Annotated in this window: 18 protein-coding genes; 8 read left to right on the forward strand and 10 right to left on the reverse strand. The window is 68.0% G+C overall.

Features of this window, described 5'->3' with window-relative positions; genetic code table 11:
- Window positions 1–194: 194 nt before the first annotated feature.
- The 4 genes from EAW56_RS05700 to EAW56_RS05715 all read left to right on the forward strand — a co-directional run bounded on the left by EAW56_RS05700 (window position 195) and on the right by EAW56_RS05715 (window position 3480).
- On the forward strand, window positions 195–746 hold the full coding sequence (locus EAW56_RS05700) for a hypothetical protein (RefSeq protein ID WP_095276195.1): 552 nt from the start codon (window positions 195–197) through the stop codon (window positions 744–746).
- Between the two features lie 88 nt (window positions 747–834).
- The gene (locus EAW56_RS05705; RefSeq protein ID WP_122085603.1) at window positions 835–1749 is read left to right on the forward strand and encodes an ABC transporter substrate-binding protein; all 915 of its coding nucleotides are present in this window, start codon (window positions 835–837) and stop codon (window positions 1747–1749) included.
- Between the two features lie 6 nt (window positions 1750–1755).
- The gene (locus tag EAW56_RS05710) at window positions 1756–2703 is read left to right on the forward strand and encodes an amino acid ABC transporter permease (protein WP_095536880.1); all 948 of its coding nucleotides are present in this window, start codon (window positions 1756–1758) and stop codon (window positions 2701–2703) included.
- A gap of 3 nt (window positions 2704–2706) precedes the next feature.
- Window positions 2707–3480 (forward strand): amino acid ABC transporter ATP-binding protein, encoded by a 774-nt coding sequence (locus tag EAW56_RS05715; protein ID WP_269150535.1) that lies wholly within the window; start codon window positions 2707–2709, stop codon window positions 3478–3480.
- An 18-nt stretch (window positions 3481–3498) separates the two neighbouring features.
- Here EAW56_RS05715 and EAW56_RS05720 read toward each other — a convergent pair whose 3' ends face one another.
- From EAW56_RS05720 to EAW56_RS05750, 7 genes are read right to left on the reverse strand one after another with little or no spacing between them, the layout of a single operon-like run.
- Window positions 3499–4251: a sulfite exporter TauE/SafE family protein gene (locus EAW56_RS05720; protein WP_338126940.1), complete on the reverse strand. Its 753-nt coding sequence runs from the start codon at window positions 4249–4251 to the stop codon at window positions 3499–3501.
- Window positions 4248–4724 (reverse strand): pantetheine-phosphate adenylyltransferase, encoded by a 477-nt coding sequence (gene coaD, locus EAW56_RS05725; RefSeq protein WP_122085604.1) that lies wholly within the window; start codon window positions 4722–4724, stop codon window positions 4248–4250. Before coaD ends, EAW56_RS05720 begins: the two co-directional genes overlap by 4 nt.
- On the reverse strand, window positions 4721–5311 hold the full coding sequence (gene rsmD, locus EAW56_RS05730) for a 16S rRNA (guanine(966)-N(2))-methyltransferase RsmD (protein WP_095534988.1): 591 nt from the start codon (window positions 5309–5311) through the stop codon (window positions 4721–4723). The genes coaD and rsmD overlap by 4 nt, the downstream gene beginning before the upstream one ends.
- Window positions 5312–5343: 32 nt before the next feature.
- Entirely contained in the window at window positions 5344–7446 is a 2103-nt protein-coding gene (locus EAW56_RS05735) for an ATP-dependent DNA helicase RecG (protein ID WP_095548317.1), read from the reverse strand.
- 3 nt (window positions 7447–7449) lie between these two features.
- Entirely contained in the window at window positions 7450–9051 is a 1602-nt protein-coding gene (locus EAW56_RS05740) for a DAK2 domain-containing protein (RefSeq protein WP_122085606.1), read from the reverse strand.
- A gap of 11 nt (window positions 9052–9062) precedes the next feature.
- On the reverse strand, window positions 9063–9707 hold the full coding sequence (locus tag EAW56_RS05745; protein ID WP_095546316.1) for a uracil-DNA glycosylase: 645 nt from the start codon (window positions 9705–9707) through the stop codon (window positions 9063–9065).
- Window positions 9704–10669, reverse strand: coding sequence for a thiamine-phosphate kinase (locus EAW56_RS05750; protein WP_095536884.1), 966 nt, complete (start codon window positions 10667–10669; stop codon window positions 9704–9706). Before EAW56_RS05750 ends, EAW56_RS05745 begins: the two co-directional genes overlap by 4 nt.
- A gap of 35 nt (window positions 10670–10704) precedes the next feature.
- On the opposite strand from EAW56_RS05750, the gene EAW56_RS05755 reads away from it, so the two are divergent.
- A complete protein-coding gene (locus tag EAW56_RS05755) occupies window positions 10705–11664 on the forward strand; it encodes a DUF3515 domain-containing protein (RefSeq protein WP_122085608.1) in 960 nt (319 codons plus the stop codon).
- Window positions 11665–11666: 2 nt separating this feature from the next.
- On the opposite strand, the gene EAW56_RS05760 is transcribed toward EAW56_RS05755, so the two are convergent.
- Entirely contained in the window at window positions 11667–12713 is a 1047-nt protein-coding gene (locus EAW56_RS05760) for a D-alanine--D-alanine ligase family protein (protein ID WP_095546319.1), read from the reverse strand.
- 42 nt (window positions 12714–12755) lie between these two features.
- Window positions 12756–13751, reverse strand: a complete 996-nt coding sequence (locus EAW56_RS05765) for an NAD(P)H-dependent glycerol-3-phosphate dehydrogenase (protein WP_095534995.1) — start codon at window positions 13749–13751, stop codon at window positions 12756–12758.
- Between the two features lie 141 nt (window positions 13752–13892).
- On the opposite strand from EAW56_RS05765, the gene EAW56_RS05770 reads away from it, so the two are divergent.
- The 3 genes from EAW56_RS05770 to EAW56_RS05780 are packed head-to-tail and all read left to right on the forward strand — an operon-like array spanning window position 13893 to window position 15894.
- The gene (locus EAW56_RS05770; protein WP_122085610.1) at window positions 13893–14927 is read left to right on the forward strand and encodes an NUDIX hydrolase; all 1035 of its coding nucleotides are present in this window, start codon (window positions 13893–13895) and stop codon (window positions 14925–14927) included.
- Between the two features lie 14 nt (window positions 14928–14941).
- Window positions 14942–15439: a YbjN domain-containing protein gene (locus tag EAW56_RS05775; RefSeq protein WP_122085611.1), complete on the forward strand. Its 498-nt coding sequence runs from the start codon at window positions 14942–14944 to the stop codon at window positions 15437–15439.
- Window positions 15439–15894, forward strand: a complete 456-nt coding sequence (locus EAW56_RS05780) for a YbjN domain-containing protein (RefSeq protein WP_095536889.1) — start codon at window positions 15439–15441, stop codon at window positions 15892–15894. The genes EAW56_RS05775 and EAW56_RS05780 overlap by 1 nt, the downstream gene beginning before the upstream one ends.
- 5 nt (window positions 15895–15899) lie before the next feature.
- Here EAW56_RS05780 and leuD read toward each other — a convergent pair whose 3' ends face one another.
- The gene (leuD, locus tag EAW56_RS05785; RefSeq protein WP_122085613.1) at window positions 15900–16490 is read right to left on the reverse strand and encodes a 3-isopropylmalate dehydratase small subunit; all 591 of its coding nucleotides are present in this window, start codon (window positions 16488–16490) and stop codon (window positions 15900–15902) included.
- Window positions 16491–16529 lie beyond the last annotated feature (39 nt).

Consider the following 16529-nt stretch of genomic DNA (forward strand, 5'->3'; position numbering starts at 1 on the left):
CAAGGTCTGCAATCACATCCATACCCAGCACCATACGGGCCTGTGACCAGCGCAAACAAGCACTTGTGAGAAGACTCCCAAAACACCCACCGAAGGGAACCGCGGGCCCGTTCCCTGCGTCTAATACGGGTTAAGGGTTTTCCGCGTGCCTCGCCGATGGGACAATGGTCCACCCGCTTGGTTAGGATGTTCGCATGCGCCAGACCATTCTTGCCGGCACCATCGCTGCCGCACTCGCTGTATCCACCGTCCAGTTCAGCCCCCTCGTCCCGGCCGCCGCCGCTGCGGAGGCGGGAGAGAACGGGGGCGATGGGGCGTCATCAAGCACTCGCCCCAAGGGCAACAAGCCCGGCGACCCCGCGCCCGGCCTGAAGCCGCTGGACTACGACGAAGAGAAGGATCCCATGCACCTGGATCCGGACAAGAACCCGGTGAAGAAGGTGTCGAGCTCCGAGATGTTCCTGGATTGGACCAAGGACATGGAGGAGGGCGACGGCAAGGACGTCGTGCAGGCGTGGGCGAAGAACTCGTCGGTGCCGGATACCGCGAACCCGTGGGAGCTGGCGAAGCAGGAGGTGCAGGGCTCGTCGATGATGTCGTCCGGCTTTTTTACCGGCGACTTTGCGCAGAGCTCCGCGGGCTCGAGCCGCGCGGCGTCGTCCGTCATCCCGGTCATGCTGGGCCTGCTGGTGATCGGCCAGCTCGTGGAGCTGGTGATGCGCGGCATCCGCATGGCGCAGCAGTAGCTACGCCGCACGGCATGGCAACTTCCCCACCGACGCCGTTGCGAGTAATATACGGTGAACAGTATATTTCTACGCTTCTGGAAGTTCCATGCACGCAACATTCACCGCACGCCGGGCAGGCGTCCTCGGGGCCTGCCTCGCCGCAGCGACCCTGCTGACCGGCTGCGTGACTAACACCGAGGACGGTACGCCCGATGCCTGGGAGCCGATCGTCCCGGAAGAAGTCCCCGAGATCGCGGCCCTCGTGCCCGAGCAGGTCGCCGCGGACGGCAAGCTTTCCATCGGCGCCAACCCGCCATTCGCCCCGTTCGAGTTTAAGAACTCCGAGGGCGAACTCATCGGGTTCGAAATGGACATCGGACGCGCGCTCGCGGGCGTGATGGGCCTGGAATACGACCCGCAAGACATGGACTTCTCCATGATCCTCCCCGCGGTGCAAGCCGGCAGCCTCGATGCCGGCATGTCTGGATTCACTGACAACCCGGAGCGTCGCGAATCGTTCGACTTCGTCGACTTCCTGTACGCCGGCATCCAGTGGGCGCGGCAGACTGGCAGCGCCGTCGACCCCAACGACGCCTGCGGGCTCACCGTTTCTGTGCAGCGCACGACCGTCTCCGAAACCGACGACGTGCGCCCCAAGTCCGACGCCTGCGTCGAGGCGGGCAAGGAGCCGATCACCGTCCTCTCCTTCGACACCGCCGATAACGCGGCGCTGGCCGCGCTCGTCGGCCGCGCGGACGCGTACAGCGCCGACTCCCCCGTCACCGCGTGGGCTGTGGAGCGCTCGGGCGGCGACCTCGAGCTCGTCGGCGAGATGTTTGACGCGGCGCCGTACGGAATCGCCGTACCGAAGGACTCGGAGCTGGGCCCCGTCATGGCGCTGGCCATGCAGCACCTGATCGACACTGGGGAATACGCCCGCATCCTGGAGCAGTGGAACGTCGATAGTGGGCTGCTCGAACACGCACTCCTGAACGAACAACCGATAGAAGGGCTGGGGTAACACCAGATGAGCAACAAGGTATACAGCCGGCGGAGCAAGCCGGAGCGCATCGAGGCGAAGCCGCTTCGCCACCCCGGCCGCTGGGTGCTCGCCGCGATCCTGGTCGCGCTCGTCGCCTGGTTCATCATCGGCGCCGCGCGTAACGACGCCTACGGGTGGGACACCTACTTCCAGTACCTCTTTGACACCCGCATCGCCATCGCCGGCCTGCACACGCTCGCGATCACGCTGCTAGGCATGATCATCGGCGTCGTCGGCGGCATCCTGCTCGCGGTCATGCGCATGAGCCCGAACCCGGTGTTCAACGCGGTCGCCTGGCTCTTCCTCTGGGTCTTCCGCGGCACGCCGGTCTACGTGCAGCTGATGTTCTGGGGACTGATCGGCGCGATTTATGACTCGATCAACCTCGGCTTCACCGAGATCCCGCTCGAGCCGTTCACCTCTTCCGCGTTCGCGCTGGCGGTCGTGGGCCTCGGGTTGAACGAGGCCGCGTACATGGCGGAGATCGTCCGCTCGGGCGTGTCCTCGGTGCCGGAGGGCCAGGTCGAGGCGTCGAAGGCACTCGGCATGAGCTGGCGCCAAACGATGACGCGCACGGTGCTCCCGCAGGCGATGCGCATCATCATCCCACCGACGGGCAACGAGTTCATCTCGCTGCTCAAGACTTCGTCGCTAGTCGTGGCGGTCCCCTACTCGCTCGAGCTGTACGGCCGCTCCATGGACATCGCGGCGGCCCTGTTCCAGCCGGTGCCGCTGCTGCTCGTCGCGGCGACCTGGTACCTCGTCATCACCTCGCTGCTCATGGTCGCCCAGTACTACCTGGAGCGCTACTTCGAGCGCGGTGCGACTCGCCAGCTCACCGCCCGCCAGCTCGCCAGCTTGGCCGACGCGGAGGGCACCATCCCCTCCAACGTGGAAATCATCACCGCACCGGACAAGAAGAAGGGACGCTAAGCCATGACGGTCAAAGCAACACCGATGATCCAGGCCGTGGACGTGTGGAAGTCGTTCGGCCAGTTGGACGTGCTCAAAGGCATCAACCTGGAGGTCATGCCGGGCAGCGTCACCTGCCTCATCGGCCCATCGGGGTCCGGCAAGTCGACGTTCCTGCGCTGCGTCAATCACCTGGAAAAGGTCAGCGCGGGCCGCCTGTACGTCGACGGCGACCTGATCGGCTACCGCGAGCGCGACGGCGTGCTCTACGAGATGAGCGAGAAGGATGCGGCCAAGCAGCGCCGCGACATCGGCATGGTGTTCCAGAACTTCAACCTCTTCGGCCACCGCACGGTGCTGGAAAACATCATCGAGGCGCCGATCCACGTCAAGGGCGAGGACCCGGCGAAGGCGAAGGCGCGCGCGATGGAACTGCTTGAGATGGTCGGCCTCGCCGCGAAGGCCGACGCCTTCCCCATCCAGCTCTCGGGTGGCCAGCAGCAGCGCGTCGCGATCGCGCGCGCCGTGGCCATGGAGCCGAAGCTCATGCTTTTCGACGAGCCCACGTCTGCCCTCGACCCCGAGCTCGTCGGCGAAGTGCTGCGCGTGATGAAGGACCTCGCCGCCGAGGGTATGACGATGATGGTGGTCACCCACGAGATGGCGTTTGCCCACGAAGTGGCCGACCACGTTGCGTTCATGGCGAACGGCCAGGTCATCGAGTACGGCACGCCCGCCGAGGTCCTGGACAACCCGCGCGAGGAGCGCACCAAGGCCTTCGTTTCGACGCTGTTCTAACGCTCGTTCTAGCGCCCTTTACGCCCCGAACATCCCGACCAGCCCGCGCACGAGCGCGGTAAACCCGCCGAAAAACGCGAGCGAGAGCGCCACGGTGTGCGCCTTGGCGCTCGGGATGTGCGGGGCTAATTTCGTGCCCGCAACCTGGCCGACGATGAGCCCCGCGGCCGCCGCCACCCAGAACGCCGCCGGGATGGTCGCCAGGTTCGCAGCCCCGGTGAGCTCCTTGATCAGGAACGAGACCGCGCCGGAGACCATGAAGATGGGCTGCAGGGTGGCCGCGTAGGTGCGCTGCGGCCAGCGCGCCGCCTGCGAGTACACCGTGATGGCGGGCCCTGCCACGCCAGCGAGCGTGTTCATGAACCCGCCGACGGCGCCGGAGACGGCCGCGGGCAGCGCGCCTTCGATAGGCGGCACGTAGCGCTTACCCAGGGTCACCACGCTCAGCGCGATGAGGAGCACGATGCCGACGACCACGAGCAGCGCCGAGGGCGACACCGCGCGGATGAGGAACGCACCCGGCACCGCGCCGACGACGAGCGCCGCCGCAATCGGTGCGAACTTGCCCCAATCGACGTCCGCGCGCATGGACCACGTGTTCAGCACCGCGTTGATCGTGGCGAGGACGTTGATGAGGATGATGCCCACGACCGGCCCCAGCATGAGCGAGAGCGCGGGCGCGGCGATGAGACCGAGCCCCATGCCGGAGACGCGCTGGGAGATGGCGCCGGCAGCGATGGCAACGAACACGCCGACGGCGAGCCAGATCACTGGAACTTCTCCCGCATGGCCTCGCGGACCGTGTGCGGCACCAGCCCGGTGACGTCGCCGCCGTACTTGGCCACCTCTTTGCACAGGGAGGAGGAGACGTAGCCGTACTTCTCGTCCGTCATGAGGAAGTAGGTGTCGATGCCGGACAAGCGGCGGTTCATCTGCGCCATGGGCAGCTCGTAGTCGTAGTCCAGCGAGGAGCGCAGGCCCTTGACCAGGGCGGTCACGCGGTGCTCGTTGGTGTAGTCGACGAGCAGGCCTCCCCAGGAGTCCACGCGCACGCCCGGGATGTCGGCGGTCACCTCGCGGATAAGCGCCATGCGCTCCTCCACGCTAAACAGGCCCGACTTCTTCGACGGGTTGCCGGTGACAAGCACGACGACCTCGTCAAAGCTGTGCGAGGCACGGCGCACAATGTCGAGGTGCCCGTTCGTGATCGGGTCGAAGGACCCGGGGCAGACAGCGGTGGTCATTGCTCCTCGCTTTCGTTGGTCTCGGGGTCCGCGTAGACGGCCATGTCCATGCGGGCAATGCCGTAGGTGCGCTTCTTCAGCTTCTGGCCCGTCGGGGTGAAGGTCGCCGGCCAATCGGTCTCTGGGCTGTCGCGGTGGCGCTCGACGACGACCACGGCTCCGTCGATAAGCAATGGCTCGAGCGCGCGGACCATCTCGGCGACGGTGGCGTCATCGAGCGCGTACGGCGGGTCTGCGAGCACCATGTGGAAGTGCTTGCGCGGGGCGCGCGCAACGTAGGTGGAAGCCTTGACCGGCTCGATGCGGACGTCCGCGTGGCCGACGACCTCGGCGTTGTGCTCGATGACGGCGACCGCACGCGGGTCATTTTCCACCAGCACCACCTGCTGCGCGCCGCGCGACGCTGCCTCGAGGCCAAGCGCGCCGGAACCGGCGAACAGGTCGAGCACGTTCGCCCCCGTGAACCCGAAGCGGACCTGGAGGGACGAAAACAGGCCCTCGCGGGCGCGGTCGGATGTCGGCCTCGTGCCCTCGGGCGGGACCTTGATCTTCCTGCCGCGGGCGTCTCCGGAAATAATGCGGTTCATGCCACACACTGTAGCGGGCAGGTAGCGCGGGTTTAGCTTTTGTCTAGGTATTCGAAGTCTTCGGCGACAAAGTCCGCGGTGGCGCTGCGCGCGAACTCCAGGTTGTCGGCGACGATGCTGCCCGCGTCCCGGTAGGCGCGCTCGACGAGTGCTCGGTCGTCCACAAGATTGATCAGCCGCAGGGTGCGGTGCAGGCCCGATTGCTCCTTGCCCAGCACGTCGCCCTCGCGGCGGTTGAGCAGATCAAGCTCCGCGAGTTTGAAGCCGTCCGTGGTGGCCGCGACCTGCTGTACCCGGGTAAACGACGGGGAGCCCTGGTCCGCCAGCGTATGGAAGAGGCACCACGACTCGAACCCGCCACGGCCGACGCGCCCGCGCAGCTGGTGCAGCTGGGAGACGCCGAAGTGTTCGGACTCGCGCACCATCATCACCGTGGCGTTGGGCACGTCCACGCCGACCTCGATCACCGTGGTGGACACGAGCACGTCCGTGGCGCCCGCGGCGAAATCCGCCATCACGGCGTCCTTCTCCTCGCCCTTCATCCGGCCGTGGAGGACGGCGACCGTGCTGTCCGGGAACTCCGCGTCGGCGAGGTACTCGGCCACCTCGTGCACGCCACCCTCGCCCTCGATCCTGGGGCAGACAATGTACGCCTGGTGGCCCGCCGCGATCTCTTCGCGGATCTTCTCCCACGCGCGCGCCACCCAGGACGGCCGAAACTCCGGCACGACCGAGGAGCGAATCGGCTTGCGCCCGCCCGGCAGCTCCTTGAGCGTGGACACACTCAGGTCGCCGAACACGGTGATAGCGATGGTGCGCGGGATGGGGGTCGCGGTCATGACGAGCAGGTGCGGGGTGCGCTCCCCCGCCTTCGCCCGCAGCGTATCACGCTGCTCCACCCCGAACCGGTGCTGCTCATCCACCACGACCAGCCCGAGGTTGAAAAAGTCCACCGTGTCCTGGATCAGCGCGTGCGTTCCCACGACAATGTCCGCCTCGCCGGAGACGATCTTGAGCAGCGCCTCCTGCTTCTGCGCGGCCCCCATGGAGCCGGTGAGCGCGACGACGCGCGCGGGAACGCCGGCGCGCAGCAGCGTCTCTGCAAGCGAGCGCGCGTGCTGCATCGCCAGCACCTCGGTCGGCGCGAGAAGCGCGGCCTGCGCGCCGTTGTCCACCGCCTGCAGCATGGCGATCAGCGCGATGATCGTCTTGCCGGAGCCGACCTCACCCTGCAACAGCCGGCTCATCGGCCGCACGGAGGCCATGTCCGCGCTGATCTCCCCGAACACCGCCGACTGGCCCTCCGTGAGCGCGAACGGCAGCTGGTCCAGCAGCCTCGCCTGGTCCCGGTCCGCCACCCGCGGCAGGGCCTCCGCGCGACGGTGCGAGAGGTCTGCCCGGCGCACCCCCATGGCCAGCGCGACGGACAGCGCCTCGTCGTACTTCAGTCGGTGCAGCGCCTTGCCGGGCCCCTCGGGACCGGGCTCGTGGATCTGGCGGACCGCCGAGTTCAGCGGCAGCATCCCGATCGGCGTGAACCCGAGCGGCTCCTCGATGGTCGGCAGCGAGTGCAGGACCATGTGGACCGCGCCCATAATCGTCCAGGTGTTGATCCCCTTTTTCGCCGGGTAGATGGGCAGCCAGTCGCGCCCGGAAAGGATCTGCTCCAACGACCCGAAGTGCATGAGTTGTTTCAGTGAGCCGGTGGCCTGGGACGTGCCGTCGAGAAGCACGAAGTCCGGGTGCTGGAGCTGGGGGCGGCCGCGAAAAAAATTGAGCTTGCCGTTGAGCATCACGCGGCGACCCTCGCGGAGCATGCGTTGCGCGTAGGCGGAGCCGAAGAAGGTGGCGGGGATGGTTTGGCGGCCGTCGTCGACCTCGATGCGGAAGATGGGGCGCTTCGGGGTCTTGCGGTTCGGGATCAGGGTCGTGCTCACGACGGTGCCGATGATCGTCGCGGTGGAGCCCTCCTCCATGCCGGTCAAGTCTGCGCCCTTGCCGTACTGGAGGTAGCGGCGCGGGTAGTACTGCAGGAGCTCGCCGCAGGTCGTGATGTCCAGGTGCTTCGCAATCGCCCGCGCCTGTTTGAGCGGGATGACCAGGTTCAGCGGACGCGAGTCTGCAAACCCAAGCATGGACTACTCCACCCCGATCTCGGCGACCGCGCCGAGGCCGTCTGCCGGGTACGCCACCGCCTCAACGCCGAGCGACTCAGCGAACCGCACCGCGAGCGCGTCCAACTCGTCGGCGTGCAGGTAGGTGGGGTCGTAGAGCACCGTGACCTGCTCGCCGCCGTGGTCGAGCAGGCGCCGGCACGCGCCCTCGAGCGCCTCCGCCGGCGTGTCCGCGATGAGCACGGTCTCTCCGTGAGCAGTAACGATGATGTCGCCCTTGCCCACGGGGCCACCCTGGATAAGCCCCGCCTTTTCGGCGCGGTGCGCGACGGCCGTGCGCATCTCGCCCGCGGCCTCAGACATGGTGAACGCGGCGGTCGCCAGGGGCTGGTTCGCGTCGTGGACGGTCAGCGCAGCGATCCCGGAGACCAGCCGCACGGTGGCAAGCAGCGTGATCGTCTGTTCGAAGGCCCGCGTCGCGCGCTCGACCGCGACCAGGTTCCGGCTGTCCAGCAGCCCGTTTGGCAGCAGGATCACCTCCTGGGCGCGGGAGCGGCGGATCGCTGCGAGGATGTCCGCCACCACATCAGGGCCGGGGGCAATGGTCACGGCGCCGGCCTGACCGTACAGCTCGGTGAGCGAACCGGGCGGCGTGACCGCGATGATCACCCGCTTCGGCGCGTGCGTCACCGGCTCCGCGGGCAGGATCTCCAGCCGCAGGTCGCTGACCTTCCCGGCGCCGAAGGCCTGCTCGATCACCTCGCCGGCGCGCTCGGTGTGGATATGGACGGTTCCCTCGTCCTCGCCGGCGCGCGCGACGACGAGGCTGTCTCCCAGCCCGACCAGCGCGTCTTCGAGCCTCCCGAGCGCACCGACCTCGCCGCGGAAGTAGAACATGACCTCAAGGTTTCCCGCGGCACCGTGCGAGTGCGCCGCCGAGCCAGTGCTTCTGGGCGCCCCCTCCCCCGGCTCGCTTGCCCCCGGCGCGTTTTGCGCAGCGCCATCCGCCACCTCGGCCACGAGGGCTTCGAGGAGGATGACCAGCCCCGTCGCGCCCGCGTCGACGACTCCGGCTTGGCGCAGGGCCTCGAGCTGCGACGGCGTGTTCGCCAGCGCCTGCTGCGCCGCCCCGGTTGCGGCGGCAGCGACGTCGCTGAGCGTGTTCGCGGTGGTGCCGGCAGCCGCCTCCTCTGCGGCGACGGCGGCGGCCCGCAGCACGGTGATCACTGTGCCCTCGACGGGCTCGGCGATCGCCCGGTCCGCAAACCGCACCGCGGCGGCGAGCGCGTCGGCGACGATGGCCCCACCGGAGGTCTCCTCCGTCATGGACTGCGCCAGGCCGCGCATGACCTGGGAGAGCACGACGCCGGAGTTGCCGCGTGCGCCCCGCACCGCGCCCTGGGCGAGGGCTTCAGCGACCTCGGCGGCCGTGGCGTCCGCGCCGATCTGCTCGGTCGCCTCCACGGCAGCATGCATGGTGTGCGCCATGTTGGAGCCGGTGTCCGCGTCGGGAACCGGGAACACGTTGAGCTCGTTGATCTCCACCCTGCGGCGTTCGAGTTCGCTGGCGGCGCGCCTGGCCCATGAGCGCAGGCGGTCACCGTCGAAGCCACGAGGAGTCACCATGAGCGGTTATCTTACAGGCCCCAGTCCACCGGCTGCCCACCTTGGTCTTGAAGCGCCTGGTTGGCCCGGCTAAACGGGCGGGAGCCGAAGAACCCTCGGTTGGCGGAAAGCGGGGACGGGTGCGGGGACTCGATGCGCGGCGTATCACCAAGGAAGCGCGCCGCCGACTGCGCGTCGCGGCCCCAGAGGATCGCCACGAGGGGCTGGTCGCGGGCCGCGAGCGCGCGGATCGCCGCCTCGGTCACCGCTTCCCAGCCCTTCCCGCGGTGCGAGGCGGGCGCACCGGGCCGGACCGTGAGCACGCGGTTGAGCAGCAGGATGCCCTGGGCGGACCAGGACGACAGGTCGCCGTCGGCGCGCGGGGCGACGCCGAGATCCTCCTGCAGCTCCTTGTAGATGTTGACCAGGCTGCGCGGCGGCTTCACGCCCGGCTGGGTGGAAAACGCCAGGCCCATCGGGTGGCCAGGCGTAGGGTACGGGTCCTGCCCGACGATGAGGACGCGCACCGCGTCGAACGGGTCCGCAAACGCGCGCAGGATGTCGTTACCGCGCGGCAGGTAGGCGTCCTCGCCGCGGAGGAAGTCTCCCATGGCGTGGATGCGGTCCTCCACTCCCGCGAGCGGTGCCTGCCAGGTCTCGTGTACGGGCAGATTCATCCGAAGCTCTCCCATCCGTTGGTGTAGTGGGGCGCGGTGGCGTCGATAAGCACCTGCCCTGTGCGTGTGACCCTCCCGATCGAGCGGAAGCCGACGGGCGCGGAGCCGTCGCAGGTGCCCAGGAGCGTGTGGTCCTCGCCGCCGGTGAGCACCCACTCCCAGGGGTCCTGCTCGAGGAGCTCGCCGGCTTTGCGCAGCAAGTCGTCCGGCGCGATGGCCAGGCTGGACAGGTCGATGCCCACCTTGGAGTGCGTGGCAATCTGGGACAGGTCGCGGATCAGTCCGTCGGAGTTGTCCGTCATCGCGGTGGCGCCGGCGGCGCGCGCAACCACGCCGCGGCCGGGGGTCAGGCGCGGGACCTGGTGCGCGTGGACGAGCGGCTCGAGCGCTTCCGGGATCCGCACCCCGGCGTTGAGCAGCGCGAACCCGGCGGCGGAGTAGCCGATGTCGCCGTGGGCCACGACGCGCTGCCCGGGCCGCGCGTGGTCCAGCGAGAGCGGATCGCGGTTCCCGCCGAGCGAGCCGATCGCGGCGACGGAGACCACGAGCTGGTCCGACTGCGTTACGTCGCCGCCGACGAGCTCGGTGGAATAGTCCGCGGTTGCCTGGCCCACGCCGCGCGCAAGCCCCTCGATCACGGCGAGCGGCATCTCCGGCGGCGCGGCGATGGCCAGCAGCGCGGCGATCGGGCGCGCGCCCATCGCCTCGATGTCGGCGAAGTTTTGGACGACGGCCTTGCGCCCCACGAATTCCGGCGTGGTGAGGTCGGCGCGGAAGTGGCGCCCCTCCACGAGCATGTCGGTGGCGGCCACGACCCGCGAGTTCGGGGTCGAGGGGGTGAGCACGGCGGCGTCGTCGCCGTTGATGGGCGATGGCGAGGCGCGCACGATGGCGTCGATCACCGCGTGTTCGCCCACGGATGTCAGCGTGGGCCCGACGGTGGGAAACCCGGTTCGGATCACGGTTGCTATACCGCCTTTCGTTAGACTGTGGCGCCATGAGTGCTTCCCCGGCGAACGAATCACAGGTTAATAGAACAGCGGCGTACGTCAGCCTTGGGCTCGCCGTCGTCTTCGTTGTGGCGGTGCTCGGCGGGGCGCGCTTCGTGGCCACCCAGGCCGCGAACCAGCCGGTAGCGATGTCCCAGCTCGACTCGCCGCAGGCCGGGTCTCAGGAGTGCAGCACGCTTATCGACGCCCTCCCCAACCGCCTCCTCTCCCACCGCCGCGCAGCACTTGCGGACCCCGCGCCCGAGGGCGCTGCCGCGTGGCAGTCCTCCTCCACCGAGCGGGTGACCTTGCGTTGCGGGGTGGCCATGCCGCAGCAGTACACCGCGTTCGTCGAGCCCCTAACCTTCGAGGCCGCGGGCGCCCGCTGGCTGCGCGTCGACGACGCCACCCCCGGCTCCACCATGTCCACCTGGTACACCGTGGACCGCGAGCCCGCCGTGGCCGTCACCGCCGACGAGGCATCCCTCGGGCGCGATGACACCCCGCTCGACGGCCTGGACCTCTCCGGGCTGCCGGCGCAGCAACACGTCTACGCGCCGGCGCCGCTGACGCAGCTCGCTGCCGACGAGTCGGGCGCGGCGGACTCGTGCCGCGCGCTCACGGACGTCGCCCCCGACTCGATTGCCGAAGGCTACCGCCGCAGCGCGCCTCGCGACGTCCCCGAGTCCGCCCACGTCATCGGCTGGATCGCGGACGGCAAGGAGCCGATCGTGGTGCGCTGCGGTGTCGCGGACCCGGCAAGCTACGCCGCGGGGGCGCAGCTCTCACAGGTGGATGACGTCCCCTGGTTCGAGGACACGACACTGGCGAACGGGACGACCGCCTCGACCTGGTACGCGCTGGGTCGTGCGACGGGCGTGGCGGTGTCGCTGCCGCAATCGGCGGGCAACGAGGCAATCTCGAACCTCTCCGCGCTCATCGCCGAACAGCTGCCGGAGCAGGGCTAGCGCTACCGCTTCAGCGCGGTGGTGACCAACAGGTCCAGCAGGTCTGGGTACGCCAGACCGCTGGCCTGCCACACCTGGGGGTACATGGAAATCGGGGTGAACCCGGGCATGGTGTTGATCTCATTGAGCACCGGGCCGTCCTTGGTAACGAAGAAGTCGATGCGGGCCAGGGACTTGCAGTCCAGCGCCTCGAAGCAGCGCAGCGCGAGCCGCTTGAGCTCCGCGATCGTTGCCTCGCCGTAGGGCGCGGGAATGGTCGCGGTGACCTCGTTGTCCAGGTACTTCGTCTCGAACCCGTAGAAGCCTTCGGCGGAATCCTCGGTGCCGTTGAGCTTGGCGGGCACGCTCGCTTCGATGCGCCCGTCCGGGTGCTCGATGACGCCGACTTCTACCTCGTCACCGTGCAGCTCCGACTCGACGAGGACCTTGCCGTCCGATTCGTGGGCGAGCGCGATCGCCTCGTCGAGGGCCTCCCATGACTCCACCTTGGACACGCCAATCGACGAACCACCCGAGGCAGGTTTGACAAAGACGGGCAGTCCGAGGCGGGCACGCTGGGCGTCGTCAAGCGTCTGCCCTGCGCGCAGCACCACCTCCTCGGCGACAGCGACCCCCTCCGCCCGTACGAGCTTCTTCGTGTACTCCTTGTCCATGCCGCACGCGGAGGCGAGGACGCCGGGGCCGACGTAGGGCACGCCGGCCATCTCGAGGAGGCCCTGGATGGTGCCGTCCTCGCCGAACTTGCCGTGCAGGACCGGGAAGACAACGTCGACCTGAGCCAGGGCCTCGCCGCTTGCCGCGTCGACGAACACGCCGCGCCGGTCCGGGTTGAGCGAGAGCGCCACCTCGCGCTTCCCGGATACCTCCGGCAGCGTGGCGCCCGCGACCGGGTCGAGCGCGCCCTCCACCCAGGCGCCGCTGCGCGTAATGCCCACGGGGTAAATCTCGTAACGCTCGGACGAGAGGTGCGCCATGACTGCGCCGGCCGAGATGCAGGAAATCGAGTGCTCGGTGGACTGGCCACCGTAAATGACGGCTATACGAATCACAGATCGAGACTACACCAGCCAGCGACCCAGCCAGCTCCCCAGCTACTCGGACTTCTTGCTCCGCCCCATCAGCGCCGCAATCGTCTCCGGCACCTTCACTCCCTTGTGGCACACGGCGTACACCGCCTGGGTCAGCGGCATGTCCACGCCCCGCTCCTGCGCGAGCTGGAAGATGCTTCTCGACGACACGACGCCCTCCGCGACCTGCCCCTTCGTTGCAGCCTTCGCCTCCTCGATCGTGGCCCCCTTGCCCAGCGCGGCGCCGAACGTGCGGTTGCGGGACAGCGGAGACGAGCACGTGGCGACGAGGTCGCCCAGGCCGGCCAACCCGGAGAACGTGCGGGCGTCCGCGCCCAGCTCCGTGCCGAGGCGGGTGATTTCCGCGAGGCCGCGCGTGATCAGCGAGGCCAAGGTGTTCTCGCCGAGGCCCTGGCCGGAGGCCATGCCGCAGGCGAGCGCGATGACGTTCTTGGTCGCCCCGCCGATCTCGCAGCCGACGACGTCCTCGTTGGTGTACGGGCGCAGGTAGTTCGTCGCGCAGGCGGCCTGCACCAGCTTTGCGCGGTTGAGGTCGGAGCAGGCGATGACGGTGGCGGCCGGCTGCTCGAGCGCGACCTCCTTGGCCAGGTTCGGGCCGGAGAGCACGGCGATGCGATCCTCGGTCGCGCCGGTGACCTCGCCGATGATTTGGGACATGCGCAGGTGCGTGTCCGATTCGATGCCCTTGGAGATAGACAACAGCGTCGAATCGGTGCGCAAATGCTGCGCCCACCCGGTGAGGTTGTCGCGCATCGTCTGGCTCGGCACCGCGAAGACGACGATGTCCGCGCCGAGTGCGGCTGCGGCGTTGGAGGTGGGGCGCACGGCGTCGGGAAGCGTGATGCCCGGCAAATAGTCGGGGTTTTCGCGTGTGGTCTCTATCGTGCGGGCGAGCTCCGGGCGGCGCGCCCAGAGGTCTACCGCGTTGCCGGCGTCGGCGAAGACCTTTGCCAGCGTGGTGCCCCACGACCCGGCGCCGAGCACTGCCACATTCACCATTGCGTTGCTGCCTTCCTCATTCTTCCTCGCTGTGCCTCAACAAACTTTGTCAGCCTATCAAGAGTTTTGCACGCCGTGCGCGGCACGCGGGCGCAGCGGGCGCATTGGCGCGCGAGCACAGCGTGCGCAAAAATAGCGGGTATGGCTGACAAGAAATCGCGCGCGGGCGCGCCGCGCAAGGGGAAACTGCACGAGCAGCACAAGGACATCGCCGGGGAGATGTTCCTCACCGGGCGCCACCAGGAGATCCCGAAGCGCCCGCTGGACGAGTTCCCCCGCACCACCCTGGCCGCGGGCGCGGTGCTGTGGCGCGGCGACCGCACCCAACCGGAATCCATCGAGGTGGCGTGCATCCACCGCCCGCACTACGACGACTGGTCCCTGGCCAAGGGCAAGCTCGACCCCGGCGAGTCCCTGGTGGTCACCGCGGTGCGCGAGATCCGCGAGGAGACCGGCTACGAGGTGCGCCTGGGCAAGCTGCTGGGCAAGACCATCTACCCGGTGAAGCACACCACGAAGGTGGTCTACTACTGGACGGGCGAGGTCACCGGCGGCGAGTTCACCCCGAACGACGAGGTGGACGAGATCCGCTGGCTGCCCATCCCCGAGGCGAAGCCGCTGATGAGCTACAACCTGGACCGCCAGGTGCTAGAGAAGGCACAGAAGCGCTTCTCGCGCTCTGCGGATACCCGCATCCTCCTCGTGCGCCATGCTCGCGCGCACGAGCACGCGAAGTGGTCCGGGGATGACAATCTGCGCCCGCTGGACAAGAAAGGCCGCCGCCAGGCGGAAATGCTGGTGCCGATGCTCTCCCCCTTCGCACCCACCCGCATCTTCTCGGCGGAGCCGGACCGCTGCCAGGCCACCGTCGAGCCGCTTGCGGACGAACTGGGCCTGGACGTCACCGTCGACGCTCGCTTCGGGGACCAGTCCTGGCTGGGCGATATGGTCGGCGCGAAACGCGCGTTCGAGGACGTGATCAACGCCGAGGGCACGAGCGTGATTTGCAGCCAAGGCGAGGCCATCCCGGGGCTGATAGCGTGGTTGGCAGCAAGCGGTACGCTGCCGATTGATACGGAAATCAACGCGAAAAAGGGCTCGGTGTGGTCGCTGACGTTCCACAAGGGCCAGCTCTCGGGTGCGGATTACCTGCCTTCGGCGCTACCGGTGAAGTAGCAGAAAGGACAATTATGGCTTTCGCCCCGATTACGCAGGAGCGCGTCGAGGCCACACTGGACGAGCTGGGCCTCAAGCACTACCGCAGCGAGTCGGACGACATGACGGTCACCGCGTTCCCCAGCGCGGTGTGCTTCTTCCGCTTCGACGGCGATATGTTCAACATCGTCGCCCGGTGGCTGGGTACCGCCCGCACCGAAGAAGACAAGCAAGCTTTGCGACGCTGCGTGAACACCATCAACCGCTCCCTGCCCCGCCTGCGCATTCACCCCACCCCGTGGGAAGACGACGCCTTGCTGGCCTTCGTCGATTCCCCGTTCTTCCCCAACGGCGGCGCAGAGGACGAGCAGCTCAAGCGCATGCTGGACTTCTACTTTTCCATGCTGCGATACGCCACCGATGCGCTCAACGAGGAACTCAGCGAGCTTCGCGACGACATCGCGCGCGAGCGTTCCGCCGAATCCAGCACTGCATCCGACGCATCCGACGCATCCGACGAGGGGGCACAGTAATGGCCGACCACACAACCGGTTACCGCAACACCGACCTGGACCGCGTGCGCGAGTACTTCCGGCAGCAGGGCTGGACCTACACCGACTCCGAGAACCCGGATTCGTTCCAGACGGGGTTCGCGGGCATCTCGATGGAAATTTCGTACACGTCGAACTCGATCGTGCTGTTTACCACCGTCGGCGTCAGCGAGGTCACCGCATCCCGCTTCGACGAGGTATTGACCTGGTGCGAGGAGTTCAACAACGTGCGCTCCTTCCCCACCGCGGTGGCGCTGGAGGACCCGGAGCGCGACCTCGCCGCGCTGGGCGTGACCTACGCGCTGCCGTGCCACTGGAAGCACACCGACGAGCAATTCCGCGACTTCGTGGACCGCGGCGTGCTCGGCCTGGTGAACACCTCCAAGGCGTTCCTCAAGGAGTTCGCCCCGGAGGCGCTGGAAAACCTGCCCGAGTAGCGCGTCTAGCGCACCGCCGGCTTGAACGCGGGGCGCTTCGCTTCGAAGGCCTGGATCGCGGGCTCGTCGCGAAGCGTCAGCCCGATGTCATCCAGCCCTTCCATCAGGCGCCATCGGGTGTAGTCGTCGATGTCGAAGGTGTAGGTGTTTTCGCCGACGGTGACCGTGCGGTCCGCGAGCGAGACCGTGGCCTCCAAACCCGGCGTCTGCTCCAGCTGCTTCCAGATCAGCTCGATGTCGGACTCGCTCATGATGCCCGCGAGCAGGCCGGCCTTGCCGGCGTTACCACGGAAGATGTCAGCAAACCGGTGGCTAAAGACGGCTTTGAAGCCGTAGTCTATGAGCGCCCACACGGCGTGCTCGCGCGAGGATCCGGTGCCGAAGTCTGGGCCGGCGAACAGCACCGAGCCTGCCGCGAAGTCCTCCTGGTTGAGCACGAAGTCCGGCTGGTTCTCGCGCCAATTGGAGAACAGGCCGTCCTCGAAGCCGGTGCGGGAAACTCGCTTGAGATAGCGGGCGGGGATAATCTGGTCCGTATCAACGTTGGACCTGGTCAGCGGCACCCCAACGCCGGTGTGGGTGGTGAACTTCTCCATGATGTGTACTCCTCGTTGTCGTGTGTGAGTGCTTATGGG

The organism is Corynebacterium gottingense, from assembly GCF_003693265.1.
GTDB lineage: Bacteria > Actinomycetota > Actinomycetes > Mycobacteriales > Mycobacteriaceae > Corynebacterium > Corynebacterium gottingense.

Excerpts from the sequence above, each read along its gene's own strand:
- EAW56_RS05700 (WP_095276195.1), top strand. The coding sequence starts at position 195 with ATGCGCCAGACCATTCTTGCCGGCACCATCGCTGCCGCACTCGCTGTA.
- EAW56_RS05765 (WP_095534995.1), bottom strand. The coding sequence starts at position 13,751 with ATGGTGAATGTGGCAGTGCTCGGCGCCGGGTCGTGGGGCACCACGCTG.
- EAW56_RS05755 (WP_122085608.1), top strand. The coding sequence starts at position 10,705 with ATGAGTGCTTCCCCGGCGAACGAATCACAGGTTAATAGAACAGCGGCG.
- EAW56_RS05705 (WP_122085603.1), top strand. The coding sequence starts at position 835 with ATGCACGCAACATTCACCGCACGCCGGGCAGGCGTCCTCGGGGCCTGC.
- EAW56_RS05770 (WP_122085610.1), top strand. The coding sequence starts at position 13,893 with ATGGCTGACAAGAAATCGCGCGCGGGCGCGCCGCGCAAGGGGAAACTG.
- coaD (WP_122085604.1), bottom strand. The coding sequence starts at position 4,724 with ATGACCACCGCTGTCTGCCCCGGGTCCTTCGACCCGATCACGAACGGG.
- EAW56_RS05735 (WP_095548317.1), bottom strand. The coding sequence starts at position 7,446 with ATGCTTGGGTTTGCAGACTCGCGTCCGCTGAACCTGGTCATCCCGCTC.
- EAW56_RS05710 (WP_095536880.1), top strand. The coding sequence starts at position 1,756 with ATGAGCAACAAGGTATACAGCCGGCGGAGCAAGCCGGAGCGCATCGAG.
- leuD (WP_122085613.1), bottom strand. The coding sequence starts at position 16,490 with ATGGAGAAGTTCACCACCCACACCGGCGTTGGGGTGCCGCTGACCAGG.
- EAW56_RS05740 (WP_122085606.1), bottom strand. The coding sequence starts at position 9,051 with ATGGTGACTCCTCGTGGCTTCGACGGTGACCGCCTGCGCTCATGGGCC.
- rsmD (WP_095534988.1), bottom strand. The coding sequence starts at position 5,311 with ATGAACCGCATTATTTCCGGAGACGCCCGCGGCAGGAAGATCAAGGTC.
- EAW56_RS05745 (WP_095546316.1), bottom strand. The coding sequence starts at position 9,707 with ATGAATCTGCCCGTACACGAGACCTGGCAGGCACCGCTCGCGGGAGTG.
- EAW56_RS05775 (WP_122085611.1), top strand. The coding sequence starts at position 14,942 with ATGGCTTTCGCCCCGATTACGCAGGAGCGCGTCGAGGCCACACTGGAC.
- EAW56_RS05780 (WP_095536889.1), top strand. The coding sequence starts at position 15,439 with ATGGCCGACCACACAACCGGTTACCGCAACACCGACCTGGACCGCGTG.
- EAW56_RS05715 (WP_269150535.1), top strand. The coding sequence starts at position 2,707 with ATGACGGTCAAAGCAACACCGATGATCCAGGCCGTGGACGTGTGGAAG.